This window comes from Faecalibacterium hattorii (genome assembly GCF_003287455.1).
Classification (GTDB): Bacteria; Bacillota; Clostridia; order Oscillospirales; family Ruminococcaceae; genus Faecalibacterium; species Faecalibacterium hattorii.
In genome coordinates, this window is the sequence record NZ_PRLC01000001.1 from 208,921 (window position 1) to 223,415 (window position 14,495).

General features: G+C 57.6%; 7 protein-coding genes and 1 pseudogene. All 8 read right to left on the reverse strand.

The window, feature by feature from the left end:
* Positions 1 to 65: 65 nt before the first annotated feature.
* Complete coding sequence (gene guaA / locus C4N23_RS01090; protein WP_055188456.1) at positions 66 to 1,613, reverse strand: glutamine-hydrolyzing GMP synthase; 1,548 nt, start codon at positions 1,611 to 1,613, stop codon at positions 66 to 68.
* Positions 1,614 to 1,758: 145 nt separating this feature from the next.
* Positions 1,759 to 1,902 (reverse strand): annotated as a pseudogene (locus C4N23_RS01095) (GyrI-like domain-containing protein); the annotation flags it as partial.
* Positions 1,903 to 2,119: 217 nt separating this feature from the next.
* Positions 2,120 to 3,325 (reverse strand): elongation factor Tu, encoded by a 1,206-nt coding sequence (gene tuf, locus C4N23_RS01100; protein WP_055188460.1) that lies wholly within the window; start codon positions 3,323 to 3,325, stop codon positions 2,120 to 2,122.
* A 172-nt stretch (positions 3,326 to 3,497) separates the two neighbouring features.
* Positions 3,498 to 5,624 (reverse strand): elongation factor G, encoded by a 2,127-nt coding sequence (gene fusA, locus C4N23_RS01105; RefSeq protein WP_112143457.1) that lies wholly within the window; start codon positions 5,622 to 5,624, stop codon positions 3,498 to 3,500.
* Between the two features lie 24 nt (positions 5,625 to 5,648).
* Positions 5,649 to 6,119 (reverse strand): 30S ribosomal protein S7, encoded by a 471-nt coding sequence (gene rpsG / locus C4N23_RS01110; protein WP_005930552.1) that lies wholly within the window; start codon positions 6,117 to 6,119, stop codon positions 5,649 to 5,651.
* Between the two features lie 160 nt (positions 6,120 to 6,279).
* The gene (rpsL, locus tag C4N23_RS01115; protein ID WP_005940205.1) at positions 6,280 to 6,708 is read right to left on the reverse strand and encodes a 30S ribosomal protein S12; all 429 of its coding nucleotides are present in this window, start codon (positions 6,706 to 6,708) and stop codon (positions 6,280 to 6,282) included.
* A gap of 216 nt (positions 6,709 to 6,924) precedes the next feature.
* A complete protein-coding gene (gene rpoC, locus C4N23_RS01120; protein ID WP_055188465.1) occupies positions 6,925 to 10,500 on the reverse strand; it encodes a DNA-directed RNA polymerase subunit beta' in 3,576 nt (1,191 codons plus the stop codon).
* Positions 10,501 to 10,624: 124 nt separating this feature from the next.
* Complete coding sequence (gene rpoB, locus C4N23_RS01125; RefSeq protein WP_055188468.1) at positions 10,625 to 14,455, reverse strand: DNA-directed RNA polymerase subunit beta; 3,831 nt, start codon at positions 14,453 to 14,455, stop codon at positions 10,625 to 10,627.
* Between the last annotated feature and the right edge of the window lie 40 nt (positions 14,456 to 14,495).

Consider the following 14,495-nt stretch of genomic DNA (forward strand, 5'->3'; position numbering starts at 1 on the left):
AGTATCACAGAGCCTTTTGACTCTCGAAATATTGCATTGCATCAACACTTTTCAGGTTTTGAAGATTACTCGAGCTCGATCGTGGCCGGCGGTTTACCGGTGCAATCATAGAAGACGCGGTTGACGTGCTTGACCTCATTGACGATGCGGCTGGTGACGGTGCCGAGGACATCCCACGGCATATTGTAGCTTTCGGCCGTCATGAAGTCAGTGGTGGTCACGGCGCGCAGAGCCACCGCATAGTCGTAGGTGCGCTCGTCGCCCATGACGCCGACGCTGCGCATATTGGTCAGCGCGGCATAATACTGGTTGATTTCCTTATCGAGGCCCGCCTTGGCGATCTCCTCGCGCCAGATGGCGTCTGCATCCTGCACGATGGCAACCTTTTCAGGGGTCACTTCGCCGATGATGCGGATGCCCAGACCGGGGCCGGGGAACGGCTGGCGGCTGACCAGATACTCCGGCAGACCCAGCTCACGGCCGACCTGACGGACTTCGTCCTTGAACAGGTTGCGCAGCGGCTCCACCAGCTCCTTGAAGTCCACGGTATCGGGCAGACCGCCGACGTTGTGGTGGCTCTTGATGACGGTGGATTCGCCGCCCAGACCGCTCTCAACGACGTCCGGGTAGATGGTGCCCTGCGCAAGGAAATCCACCTTGCCGATCTTCTTGGCCTCTTCCTCGAAGACGCGGATAAACTCCTCACCGATGATCTTGCGCTTGCGCTCCGGCTCGGTGACACCGGCCAGCTTGCTGAAATAGCGCTCGCGGGCGTCCACGCAGACAAAATTGATGTCAAAGTTCGGGTTGCCGGGGCCAAAGACCGCGCAGACCTCTTCCTTCTCGTTCTTGCGGAGCAGACCGTGATCCACGAACACACAGGTCAGCTGCTTGCCGACCGCCTTGGCCAGCATAGCCGCCAGAACCGAGGAATCCACGCCGCCGGACAGGGCGCACAGTACCTTGCCGTCGCCGATCTCCTCACGTAGCGCCTTGACGTTGTTCTCCACGAAGGAGTCCATCTTCCAGTCGCCGGTGCAGCCGCAGACGTTGTACACGAAATTGTGCAGCATTTTCTTGCCCTCGGCAGTGTGCAGGACTTCCGGGTGGAACTGGACGGCATACAGGCCCTTTTCAGCGTTCTCGGCAGCGGCCACCGGGCAGTTGACCGTGTGGGCCGTGATCTTGAAGCCGGGCGCCGCCTGTTCGATATAATCGTTGTGGCTCATCCAGCAGATCGTGGAGGGCTGAACATCCGCAAACATCTTGCTGGAATTGTCCACGAAGACCTCCGTCTTGCCGTACTCGCGCTCCGGTGCGCGGCAGACGTGACCACCCAGTAGGTGCATCATCAACTGGCTGCCATAGCAGATGCCCAGAACAGGCACGCCCCAGTTGAAGATCTCCGGGTCGATCGTGGGGGAATCCTCCAGATAAACGCTGTTGGGGCCACCGGTAAAGATGATGCCCTTGGGGTTCTTCGCCTTGATGAGCGCCAGATCCGTCTTGTAGGAATAGATTTCACAGTAGACATTGTTTTCGCGGACGCGGCGGGCAATCAGCTGGTTGTACTGGCCGCCGAAATCCAGAACGATCACGGTTTCGTGCTGCATGATATTCTCCTCCCTGTTGCATGTGTGCTTTTACAGATGACTTTAGTATAGCACATTTCACAACCAAAAGCGACATCTTTTGTGGATTTGACCGGAATTATTTTTTTCGAATCGGATGACGCAGCACCGTCTTGCACTTTTCCGGGGCTGCCTTGTATTCGCCATTCGGTTCATTGGGGTCACCCCTCCCCTGCACTGCTGCAAAATTCATGGGTGGGATCGTAATCAGCTGCGGCTTTTTCGGCGGGAGATAAAATTTCCTGTACTCTTTCTTATAATCAAATGCCATCGCTTGCGCCCTCCAGCATCTTTTTATTTTCTCATCTGTCTTCAGTATAGCAGAACAACCTTTTTTGTAAAGAGTCTTCTGTACAGAACACAAAAGGCTCCCCTGCCGCATCAGCAGAGGAGCCAAAGATGCCAAAAAGAGCGTTCCCACTCTCCGGAATGGGAACGCTCTTTGAAAGTTTAACCTTTAGCCTTAGGACAGGCGCGAAGGGTCAAGATCACTCAATGATCTTGCCGACAACGCCAGAGCCAACGGTACGGCCACCCTCACGGATAGCGAAACGCAGACCCTCTTCCATAGCAACCGGGGTCAGCAGCTCAACGTGCATCATGACGTTATCGCCGGGCATGCACATCTCGGTGCCTTCGGGCAGGGTGATGATGCCGGTCACGTCAGTGGTACGGAAGTAGAACTGAGGACGATAGTTGGAGAAGAACGGGGTGTGACGGCCGCCTTCGTCCTTGGTCAGAACGTAGACCTGAGCCTCGAAGACCTTGTGGGGATGGACAGTGCCGGGCTTAGCCAGAACCTGACCACGCTCGATCTGGGTACGATCAACACCACGCAGCAGGGCGCCGATGTTATCGCCAGCCTCAGCGAAGTCCAGAGACTTACGGAACATCTCCAGGCCGGTGATGGTGGTGCTCAGGCGATCGGGCTTGATGCCGACGATCTCCATAGCATCGCCAACCTTGGCAACACCACGCTCAACACGGCCGGTAGCAACGGTACCACGGCCAGAAATGGTCATGACATCCTCGATGGGCATCAGGAAGGGCTTATCCTCCTCACGATCCGGGTTGGGGATGTAGGAGTCAACAGCGTCCATCAGCTCCTTGATGCAAGCATACTCGGGTGCATCAGGATCCTTGGAGGTGGACTCCAGAGCCTTCAGAGCGGAGCCACGAATGATCGGGGTGTCGTCGCCGGGGAAGTCGTACTCGTTCAGCAGCTCGCGGATCTCCATCTCGACCAGATCCAGCAGCTCCTCGTCGTCGACCATATCGCACTTGTTCATGAAGACAACGATATAAGGCACGCCGACCTGACGAGCCAGCAGGATGTGCTCACGGGTCTGGGGCATGGGACCATCGGTAGCAGCAACGACCAGAATAGCGCCGTCCATCTGAGCAGCACCAGTGATCATGTTCTTAACGTAGTCAGCATGGCCCGGGCAGTCAACGTGAGCATAGTGACGAGCGTCAGTCTGATACTCAACGTGAGCGGAGTTGATCGTGATACCACGAGCGCGCTCCTCGGGAGCCTTATCGATGTTGGCATAATCCATGAAGTCTGCGTCGCCCTTCAGTGCCAGATACTTGGTGATAGCGGCGGTCAGAGTGGTCTTGCCGTGGTCAACGTGACCGATGGTGCCGATGTTAACATGCGGCTTAGAACGGTCAAATTTTGCCTTTTCAGCCATTGGAATATCCTCCCTTTATAATCGGATTGAATTTGGTTACAACAGTCCTGCAAACACAGAATTGCATTGCAAAACTATTCTACTAGATTCAGCCTGTAAAATCAAGTGTTTTTACAGGAAATTTTGCCGGAGCTACACCACCCCGGCAAAATTCTCTTTTAATTTAAGGCAATCAAGCCTTGGTACGGCCTGCAATGATCTGGTCGGCAATGTTCTTGGGCACCGGCTCGTAGTGAGACGGCTCCATGACATACTGACCACGGCCCTGCGTCTTGGAACGCAGGTCGGTTGCGTAGCCGAACATCTGAGCCAGAGGAACAAAAGCGTTGACACGCTGGGTGCCAGCCATAGCTTCCATACCCTGAATCTGGCCGCGGCGAGCATTCAGGTCGCCGATGACATCGCCCAGATACTCATCGGGAACGATAACAGCAACCTTCATGATAGGCTCGGTGATGATAGGATCAGCCTTGCGCATAGCATCCTTGAACGCCATAGAACCAGCGATGGAGAAGGCCATTTCAGAGGAGTCGACCTCGTGATAAGAACCATCCCACAGGGTGACCTTGACGTCAACGACAGGATAGCCAGCCAGAACGCCGGACTTCATAGCACCCTGAATACCGTTGTCGATAGCAGGGATGTATTCCTTCGGGATCGCGCCGCCAACGATGGCGTTGACGAACTCGTAACCCTTACCGGGCTCATTGGGCTCGATCTTGATCTTAACGTGACCATACTGGCCCTTACCACCGGACTGACGAGCGTACTTGGTCTCCTGATTGGCCTCCTTGCGGATGGTCTCACGGTAAGCGACCTGAGGTGCGCCGACATTTGCCTCGACCTTGAACTCACGCAGCAGACGGTCAACGATGATCTCCAGATGGAGCTCGCCCATACCTGCGATGATGGTCTGGCCAGTCTCTTCGTCGGTGTAGGTCTTGAAGGTCGGATCCTCTTCGGCCAGCTTTGCCAGCGCGATGCCCATCTTCTCGTTGCCAGCCTTGGTCTTCGGCTCGATGGCGACGCGGATAACGGGCTCAGGGAACTTCATGGACTCCAGAATGATGGGATGATTCTCATCACACAGAGTATCACCAGTGGTGGTGTTCTTCAGACCGACAACGGCAGCGATATCACCTGCGTAGCAGCAGTCGATATCCTTGCGGTGGTTGGAGTGCATCTGCAGGATGCGGCCCATACGCTCCTTGGTGTCCTTCACGGAGTTGTAGACAGTGGTACCTGCCTCAACCTTACCGGAGTAAACACGGAAGTATGCCAGCTTACCAACGAACGGGTCGGTAGCGATCTTGAAGGCCAGAGCGGCGAAGGGAGCGTCGTCGGAAGACGGACGGGTCTCCTGCTCTTCGGTCTCCGGATTCACGCCCTTGATGTCCTCGACGTCGGTCGGGGCGGGCATATAGTCAACGATCGCATCCAGCAGCTTCTGAACGCCGCGGTTCTTGTAGGAAGAACCACAGGTAACGGGAACCAGAGTATTTGCAATGGTCTCCTTGCGGATAGCAGCCTTCAGTTCCTCACGAGTGATCTCCTCACCCTCGAGGTACTTTTCCATCAGGACTTCGTCGTTCTCGGCAACAGCCTCAACGAGGATGTTGCGATACTCCTCAGCCTGCTCCTTCATGTCCTCGGGGATGGGCTCGCAGCGCATGTCGTTGCCCATATCGTCGTAGTAGACCTCAGCGTTCATGTCAACGAGGTCAACGATACCGCGGAAGGTATCCTCCTGACCGATCGGCAGCTGGATGGCCACGCCGTTGGCGTGCAGACGATCATGCAGCATCTTGATGCAGCGGAAGAAGTCAGCACCCATGGTGTCCATCTTGTTGACGTACACCATACGGGGGACTTTGTATTCATCAGCCTGACGCCAAACGGTCTCAGACTGAGGCTCGACACCACCCTTTGCAGCCAGAACGGTTACAGAACCGTCCAGAACACGCAGAGAACGCTGAACCTCAACAGTGAAGTCAACGTGGCCCGGAGTGTCGATAATGTTGATGCGGTGACGATTCTTCTTGAACGCGACCGGATCCTTCTGGGTCTCGGAGTGAGACCAGTAGCAGGTGGTAGCAGCGGAAGTGATGGTGATACCACGCTCCTGCTCCTGAACCATCCAGTCCATCGTGGCGCCGCCATCGTGGACCTCACCGATCTTATGGTTGATACCGGTGTAGTACAGGATACGCTCGGTAGTGGTCGTCTTGCCGGCATCGATATGAGCCATAATGCCGATATTTCTCGTCATCTGAAGAGAAACTTCTCTGGGAGTAGCCATGAAATTAACCTCCTACAGAACAGATCAATAACGGAAATGAGCGAAAGCCTTGTTGGCCTCGGCCATCTTGTGGGTATCCTCGCGCTTCTTCACGGCGTTACCAGTGTTGTTGGCAGCATCCATGATCTCGGCAGCCAGACGCTGAGCCATGGTCTTCTCACCACGGCTGCGGCTGTAAGCGGTCAACCAACGCAGACCCAGAGTCTCGCGGCGGGCGGGGCTGACTTCCAGAGGAACCTGATAGTTTGCACCACCGACACGGCGGGTCTTGCACTCGAGGCTGGGCATGATGTTCTCCATCGCCTTCTCGAAAGTTTCCAGAGGATCGTTGCCGGTCTTCTCCTGAATCATGGAGAAAGCCTCGTAAACGATCTTCTGAGCGACGCCCTTCTTGCCATCCAGCATCACGCTGTTGACCAGACGGGTGACCATCTTGGAATTGTAAATAGGATCAGCTAAGACATCGCGCTTAGCAATGTTACCTCTTCTAGGCATCTTTCTTCCCTCCTTCACAGAATGATATCATCGGTACTCGAAAGTAATAAAACTCCCGTTGTGTCACAAAGAGCTGACCTTACATAAACCGTTACCCTCCGCACAAGGCGGACTTGTTATTTATATAATGGAAAGCCGTTTATGGCGGTTCGTTCCTTAATTACTTCTTCGCAGCACCGGCCTTAGGACGCTTCGCGCCGTACTTGGAGCGGGCCTGATTACGGCCTGCCACACCCTGAGTATCCAGGGTACCACGGATGATGTGGTAACGCACACCGGGCAGGTCCTTAACACGGCCGCCACGGATCAGCACGACGGAGTGCTCCTGCAGGTTATGGCCGATACCGGGAATGTAAGAGGTGACCTCAATACCATTCGTGAGGCGGACACGAGCAACCTTACGCAGAGCAGAGTTAGGCTTCTTCGGGGTCATGGTACGAACAGCGGTGCAGACACCACGCTTCTGGGGGCTGTTCAGATCAGAATACTGTTTCTTCTGAGAATTGTAGCTCTTCAGCAGTGCGGGAGCGGTGCTCTTGGTAGCCAGAACCTGACGGCCTTTGCGTACAAGCTGGTTAAAAGTAGGCATTTTGTTTCTCCTTTCTTAATGATGAACATCGGATTCTTTCCGACTTTTTTGCCACACTTCCCCTACAGGGACGCGCAACAGTTATATAATACTCGTTCTGATTCGGAATGTCAACAGTTTTTCCAGAAAAAATTGCAATTATTCAAAAAACCGCCCCGCGGGAGCATTCTCCCGCGGGGCGGCATTGCGTTTATGGAATTTTTAGCCCGTCAGCGCTTACTGCTGGTTTGCAGCAGCCAGCTCAGCAGCAACGGCCTCGTCGCGCTCAGCCTCACGGCGCTTCAGATCCTCGCGGACTTCCGGGAGACCGGTACCAGCCGGGATCAGCTTACCGATGATGACGTTCTCCTTCAGGCCAGCCAGCGGATCGACCTTGCCCTTGATGGCGGCTTCGGTCAGCACGCGGGTCGTCTCTTGGAAGGAAGCGGCAGACAGGAAGGACTCGTTTGCCAGAGCAGCCTTCGTGATGCCCAGCAGCACCTGCTGATACTCGACCAGCTTGATGCCCTCTTCGCCAGCGTCGATACGCTTCTGGAGCTCGGCATTGATGTTCTCAACTTCGAGGCGGTTGGCCAGCGCACCGCCGATCAGGTCGGAAGAACCGGAGTCGGTCACGCGGACCTTGCGGCACATCTGGCGGACGATGACTTCGATATGCTTGTCGTTGATCTCAACGCCCTGCAGACGGTAGACCTTCTGGACCTCGCTGATCAGATAGTTCTGCACATCGCTCAGGCCCTTGATAGCCAGAATATCCTGCGGATACAGGACACCCTCGCGGGTGATGACGTCGCCCTTCTCCACACGGTCGCCGGGCATGACACGTGCATGCTGGGTGAACGGGATGGAGTAGCTCTTCACGACCTCGGCGCCGCTCTCATCGTGGCCGGTGACCTTGATGACGACGTTCTTCTTGGTATCGTCCTGAGAGACGACACCGGAGATCTCGCTCATGATGGCCATGCTCTTGGGGCGGCGACTCTCGAACAGCTCCTCAACACGGGGAAGACCCTGCGTAATATCCTCTGCCGATGCGATACCGCCGGTATGGAAGGTACGCATGGTCAGCTGAGTACCGGGCTCACCGATGGACTCTGCTGCGATGACGCCGATGGACTCGCCCAGCTGGACGGGCTCACCGTTTGCCATATCGCTGCCGTAGCAGTGTGCGCAGACGCCGACTTTTGCACGGCAGGTCAGCAGACTGCGGATCTTCAGCTTGGTGATGCCGGCAGCCTCAATGTCGTTGGCATCGTACAGGTCGATCATCTTGCCTTCGGGCACGATGACGTCGCCGGTGACGGGGTTGACCACGTCGCCCACGGCATAACGGCCGATGATACGCTCACGGAAGCTCTCGATCTTCTCCTTGCCCTCGTGGATCTCGGAGACCCACAGGCCGTCGGTGGTGCCGCAGTCGATCTCACGGACGATGACTTCCTGAGAGACATCGACCATGCGGCGGGTCAGGTAACCGGAGTCGGCGGTACGCAGAGCGGTATCGGCCAGACCCTTACGAGCACCACGCGCAGAAACGAAGTACTCCAAGATGTTCAGACCTTCACGGTAGTTGGCACGAATGGGCATCTCGATGGTCTTACCGGCGGTGTTTGCCAGCAGACCGCGCATGCCGGCCAGCTGCTTGATCTGGTTCATAGAACCACGTGCACCGGAGTCTGCCATCATGAAGATCTCGTTGTCCTTGGGCAGGTTTGCTGCCAGAGCCTTGGAGACCTTATCGGTGGTTGCCTGCCAGATGTTGATGGTCTGGGTGTAGCGCTCGTTCTCGGAGATCAGGCCGCGGTTGAACAGCTTGTTGACCTGAGAGACCTGCTTGTCGGCGTCGGCGATCAGCTCGTCCTTCTGGGGCGGGATGACGGCGTCGCAGACAGCAACGGAGATGGCGGACAGGGTGGAATACTTATAGCCCTGTGCCTTGATGGCATCCAGCATCTTAGCGCAGGTGCGGGTGCCGTTGCGGGTCATGCAGCGGGAAATGATGTCCGGCAGGGTCTTCTTGGTCACGCGGAAGCTGACCTCATACTCCAGCCAGTGCTCCGGATCGGTACGGTCGATATAACCGAGGTTCTGGGGCACGGGGGTGTTGAAGATGATGCGGCCGACGGTGGCATCCACCAGACCGGTGTGCTCCACGCCGTCAATGGTCATGGTGCGGCGGACCTTGATGGGTGCGTGCAGGGTAACGACATGCTCAGCGTATGCCATCAGAGCCTCGTTCTCGTCGCGGAAGATCTTGCCTGCGCCCTCTTCGTTCTCGCGAACGGTGGTCAGGTAGTAGCTGCCAAGGATCATATCCTGCGTCGGGACGGTAACAGGAGCACCGTCGGAAGGCTTCAGCAGGTTGCCGGAAGCCAGCATCAGCATCTTCGCCTCGCGGCAGGCATCCTCACCCAGCGGCAGGTGAACTGCCATCTGGTCGCCGTCGAAGTCGGCGTTGAATGCGGTACATGCCAGCGGGTGCAGCTTGATGGCACGGCCCTCCACCAGCACGGGGTTGAAGGCCTGAATGCCCAGACGGTGCAGGGTAGGTGCGCGGTTCAGCAGGACCGGGTGGCCCTTGATGACGGTCTCCAAGCTGTCCCAGACTTCGGGCTTTGCGCGCTCGACCATCTTACGGGCGGACTTGATGTTGTTGGCCACGCCCTTCTCGACCAAATCCTTCATGACGAAGGGCTTGAACAGCTCCAGAGCCATCTCCTTGGGCAGACCGCACTGGTCCATCTTCAGCTCAGGGCCGACGACGATAACGGAACGGCCGGAGTAGTCAACACGCTTGCCCAGCAGGTTCTGGCGGAAGCGGCCCTGCTTGCCCTTCAGCATGTCGGAAAGGCTCTTCAACGCACGGTTGCTGGGGCCGGTGACCGGGCGGCCGCGGCGGCCGTTGTCGATCAGGCTGTCAACAGCCTCCTGCAGCATCCGCTTCTCGTTGCGCACGATGATGTCGGGAGCGCCCAGCTCCAGCAGACGGCGCAGACGGTTGTTGCGGTTGATGACGCGGCGGTACAGGTCGTTCAGGTCGGAAGTCGCAAAGCGGCCGCCGTCCAACTGGACCATGGGGCGCAGGTCGGGAGGCAGGACGGGCAGAACGTCCATGACCATCCACTCCGGGCGGTTGCCGGAGATGCGGAAGGCCTCAACGACCTCCAGACGCTTCAGGATGCGGACCTTCTTCTGGCCGGAGGACTTTTCGACCTCGGCGGTCAGTTCAGCGCTCAACTGATCGAGGTCGATCTCTTTCAGCAGCTCCTGAATGGCCTCGGCACCCATGGATGCCTCAAACTCGTCGCCGTAGCGCTCACGCATCTCGCGGTACTCTTTCTCGGTCAGCAGCTGCTTCTTTTCCAGCGGAGTCAGACCGGGATCGGTGACGATATAGCTTGCAAAGTAGAGGACCTTCTCCAGCAGACGGGGGCTGATGTCCAGCATCAGGCCGATGCGGCTGGGGATGCCCTTGAAATACCAGATGTGGCTGACGGGCGCGGCCAGTTCGATGTGGCCCATGCGCTCGCGGCGGACCTTCGCCTTGGTGACCTCGACGCCGCAGCGGTCGCAGATCTTGCCCTTATAGCGGATGCGCTTGTACTTACCGCAGTGGCACTCCCAGTCCTTCGTCGGTCCAAAGATGCGCTCGCAGTACAGGCCGTCGCGCTCCGGCTTCAGGGTGCGGTAGTTGATGGTCTCAGGCTTTTTGACCTCACCGTAGCTCCAGTTGCGGATCTGCTCCGGAGAAGCAAGGCCGATCTTAATGGAATCGAAAACGTTGTTTTCCATGAAACGAACCCTTTCTTAATCTCTCGTTGTTTCGATGCTCGCTGACGTAAAAACCCACTGCTCTCCCCCGCCCTATGCGGCGGCAGCACGCGCGCCGCAGCGGGGTGGGCAGCTTGTCCGGGGTTTAGTCGTCAAAATTCACTTCGTCGGAGGAGGACTCTGCTGCAGGAGCAGCCTCGTCATCGTCCAGCACGGAAGGATCATCGAAACCTGCGTCGGCGTCCTTGATGGTGTAATCGTTGAGCAGCTCGTTCTCGTTGGTAACAGTCTCGGAACCTGCAACGTCACGCATATCGAAGCCGGTCTCTTCGTCGTCGAAGTTCTGGCGCATATCGATCTCGTTGCCTTCCTTGTCCTGAACCACGACGTCCAGACCCAGAGACTGCAGTTCCTTCAGCATGACGCGGAAGGATTCCGGGATGCCCGGCTGCGGGATGGGCTCGCCCTTGACGATGGCTTCGTAGGTCTTGACACGGCCCTCGACGTCGTCCGACTTCACGGTCAGGATCTCCTGCAGGGTGTAAGCGGCGCCGTAAGCTTCCAGTGCCCAGACTTCCATCTCGCCGAAGCGCTGGCCGCCGAACTGGGCCTTGCCGCCCAGAGGCTGCTGGGTGACCAGAGAGTAGGGGCCGGTGGAACGTGCATGGATCTTATCGTCAACGAGGTGATGCAGCTTGAGGTAGTACATATAACCGACGGTGACGCGGTTATCGAACTTCTCACCGGTACGGCCATCGTAAACGGTGGTCTTGCCGTCGCGGTCGAGCTCGATCTTGGAGAAGTCGATGATATGGCCCTTCTCGCCCATGATCTTGGGCAGCTTGGTGGGATAAGCCGGAGCATTCTCACCGTGCCACAGCTCGCGGGCGGTATCGAAGGTATCGCCGATGTCGGCCTCACGGGCGGAGTCGAAGACAGGGGTCATGACCTTGATGCCGCAAGCCTTAGCTGCGTAGCCGAGGTTGACTTCCAGAACCTGACCGATGTTCATACGGGAAGGAACGCCCAGCGGGTTCAGCACGATGTCCAGCGGGGTGCCGTCGGGCAGGTAGGGCATATCCTCCTGCGGCAGGATGCGGGAAACGACACCCTTGTTGCCGTGGCGGCCGGCCATCTTATCGCCGACGCTGATCTTACGCTTCTGCGCGATGTAGCAGCGGACGACCTCGCGGACGCCGGGCTGCAGCTCATCGCTGTTCTCCGGGGTGAAGACCTTGACATCCACGATGATGCCGTACTCGCCGTGAGGCACGCGCAGAGAGGTATCGCGGACTTCGCGGGCCTTCTCGCCGAAGATGGCGCGGAGCAGACGCTCCTCAGCGGTCAGCTCGGTCTCGCCCTTCGGGGTGACCTTACCGACCAGAATGTCGCCGCTCTTGACCTCGGCACCGATGCGGATGATGCCGCGCTCGTCCAGATCCTTCAGGGCATCCTCCGAAACGTTGGGGATGTCGCGGGTGATCTCTTCGGGTCCGAGCTTGGTGTCACGGGACTCGGTCTCATACTCCTCGATGTGGATAGAGGTGTAAACGTCCTCACGGACGATCTTCTCATTCAGCAGGACGGCGTCCTCGTAGTTGTAGCCCTCCCAAGTCATGAAGCCGATCAGAGCATTCTTGCCCAGAGAGATCTCGCCATTGCGCATAGCGGGGCCGTCGGCCAGAACCTGACCGGCCTTGACGCTCTCGCCCACCTCGACGATGGGGCGCTGGTTGATGCAGGTGCCAGCGTTGGAGCGGGCGAACTTGACCAGCGGGTAGTTATCCAGAGTGCCCTGCTCGTTGCGGACGACCACATGATCGGCGTCCATCTTCTCCACGATGCCGTCATTCTTTGCCAGAACGGCGGTGCCGGAGTCGGTAGCAGCCTTGTACTCCATACCGGTAGCAACGATGGGCTGCTGGGTGACCATCAGAGGCACGGCCTGACGCTGCATGTTGGAACCCATCAGAGCACGGTTACAGTCATCGTTCTCAAGGAAGGGGATGCAGGCGGTTGCAACAGAGACCATCATTCGGGGCGAGACGTCCATGTAATCGACCTTTTCGGCGTCGATTTCCAGAATGTCGTCGCGGCGGCGGGCAGAAACGCGGGGACGGATGAAGTGCTTGCCTTCGTCCAGCGGCTCGTTGGCCTGAGCAACAACGTACTCATCCTCGACGTCAGCGGTCATATACTCGACCTCGTCGGTGACGACCTGATCGATCAGGCGGCCATTCTCGTCGTAGGTCTTCTTGACCTTGCGGTACGGAGCTTCCACGAAGCCGTACTCGTTGATCTTTGCATAGGATGCCAGATAGGAGATCAGACCGATGTTCGGGCCTTCAGGAGTCTCGATGGGGCACATACGGCCGTAGTGGCTGTAATGAACGTCGCGGACTTCGAAACCTGCGCGGTCACGGCTCAGACCGCCGGGGCCCAGAGCAGACAGACGGCGCTTGTGGGTCAGCTCAGCCAGAGGGTTGTTCTGATCCATGAACTGAGACAGCGGAGAAGAACCGAAGAACTCCTTGATGGCGGCAACGACCGGGCGGATGTTGATCAGCGCCTGCGGAGTGATGACGCTCTGATCCTGACTCTGCAGGGTCATGCGCTCACGGATGACGCGCTCCATGCGGGAGAAGCCGATGCGGAACTGGTTCTGCAGCAGCTCACCGACGCTGCGGATACGGCGGTTGCCCAGATGGTCGATATCATCGGTGGTGCCGACGCCGTGGCCCAGACCGTTCAGGTAGTTGATGGAGGACAGGATGTCCTTCACGGTGACGGTGCGGCCGATCAGCTGGTCGTGGTTGCGGCGGAGCATTTCCTTCTGCTCCTCCACATCGGAGGTGGTGTCGAGGATCTTCTTGATCTCATCGAAGGAGCAGCGCTCGTTGATGCCGCACTCCTTGACATCAAAGGAGAAGAAGCCCTGTGCGTCCACACAGCCGTTGGTGATGACCTTGACCTTTTTGCCCTCGATCAGCAGGACGACGGTATCCACACCGGCGTTGTCAGCCTTCTCGGCCAGCTCGCGGGTAATCTTGCCGTTGGCCTCGACGATGACCTCACCGGTCAGGGGAGCCACGATGTTCTCAGCGGCCACAAAGCCGGTGATGCGGCGGGCCAGAGAGAGCTTCTTGTTCATCTTATAACGGCCGAAACGAGACAGGTCGTAGCGGCGCGGGTCGAAGAACAGCATGTTGATCTGGCTGGTAGCGGACTCCACCGTGGGAGGCTCGCCGGGGCGCAGCTTGCGGTAAACTTCCAGCAGACCCTCTTCCTGATTCTTGGTGGTATCCTTTTCCAGCGTGGCGAGGATGCGCTCATCGTCGCCGAAGAAGTTCAGGATGTCCTCATTGGTGGACAGACCCAGCGCACGGCACAGCACGGTGACGGGCAGCTTGCGGTTCTTATCGATGCGGACATAGAACACGTTGGCGGCATCGGTCTCATACTCCAGCCATGCGCCGCGGTTGGGGTTCATGGTCGCGCTGTACAGATCGTTGCCGACTTTATCTTTGGCATCTCCGTAGAATACGCCGGGAGAACGGACCAGCTGGCTGACGATCGCACGCTCAGCACCGTTGATCACGAAGGTACCGGCATCGGTCATCAGGGGGAAATCTCCCATGAAGATCTCCTGATCCTTGACCTCACCAGTCTCCTTGTTCAGCAGACGAGCCGTCACGCGCAGGGGGGCGGCGTAGGTCACGTCGCGCTCCTTGCACTCCTTGATGCTGTACTTAGGCTCCTTATCGAGACGGAAGTCCACGAAGCTCAGCGCCAGATTGCCGGTGTAGTCCTCAATGGTGCCGATATCGTGGAAGACCTCTTTCAGGCCTTCGTCCAAGAACCACTGGTAAGAGTTCTTCTGGACCTCGATCAGGTTCGGCATACTGATGACTTCGTCGATGTGGGAGAAGCTCATGCGCTCGGTTTTACCGAGCTTTACGGGCTTGACTTTCATCATAAAATCAACCACTCCTTACTTTTATACTCTACGGATGTTG

Bases quoted from the DNA above. Each gene is read 5' to 3' on its own strand.
- rpoC (WP_055188465.1), bottom strand. From the start codon at position 10,500: ATGGAAAACAACGTTTTCGATTCCATTAAGATCGGCCTTGCTTCTCCG.
- fusA (WP_112143457.1), bottom strand. From the start codon at position 5,624: ATGGCTACTCCCAGAGAAGTTTCTCTTCAGATGACGAGAAATATCGGC.
- guaA (WP_055188456.1), bottom strand. From the start codon at position 1,613: ATGCAGCACGAAACCGTGATCGTTCTGGATTTCGGCGGCCAGTACAAC.
- rpoB (WP_055188468.1), bottom strand. From the start codon at position 14,455: ATGATGAAAGTCAAGCCCGTAAAGCTCGGTAAAACCGAGCGCATGAGC.
- tuf (WP_055188460.1), bottom strand. From the start codon at position 3,325: ATGGCTGAAAAGGCAAAATTTGACCGTTCTAAGCCGCATGTTAACATC.
- rpsL (WP_005940205.1), bottom strand. From the start codon at position 6,708: ATGCCTACTTTTAACCAGCTTGTACGCAAAGGCCGTCAGGTTCTGGCT.
- rpsG (WP_005930552.1), bottom strand. From the start codon at position 6,119: ATGCCTAGAAGAGGTAACATTGCTAAGCGCGATGTCTTAGCTGATCCT.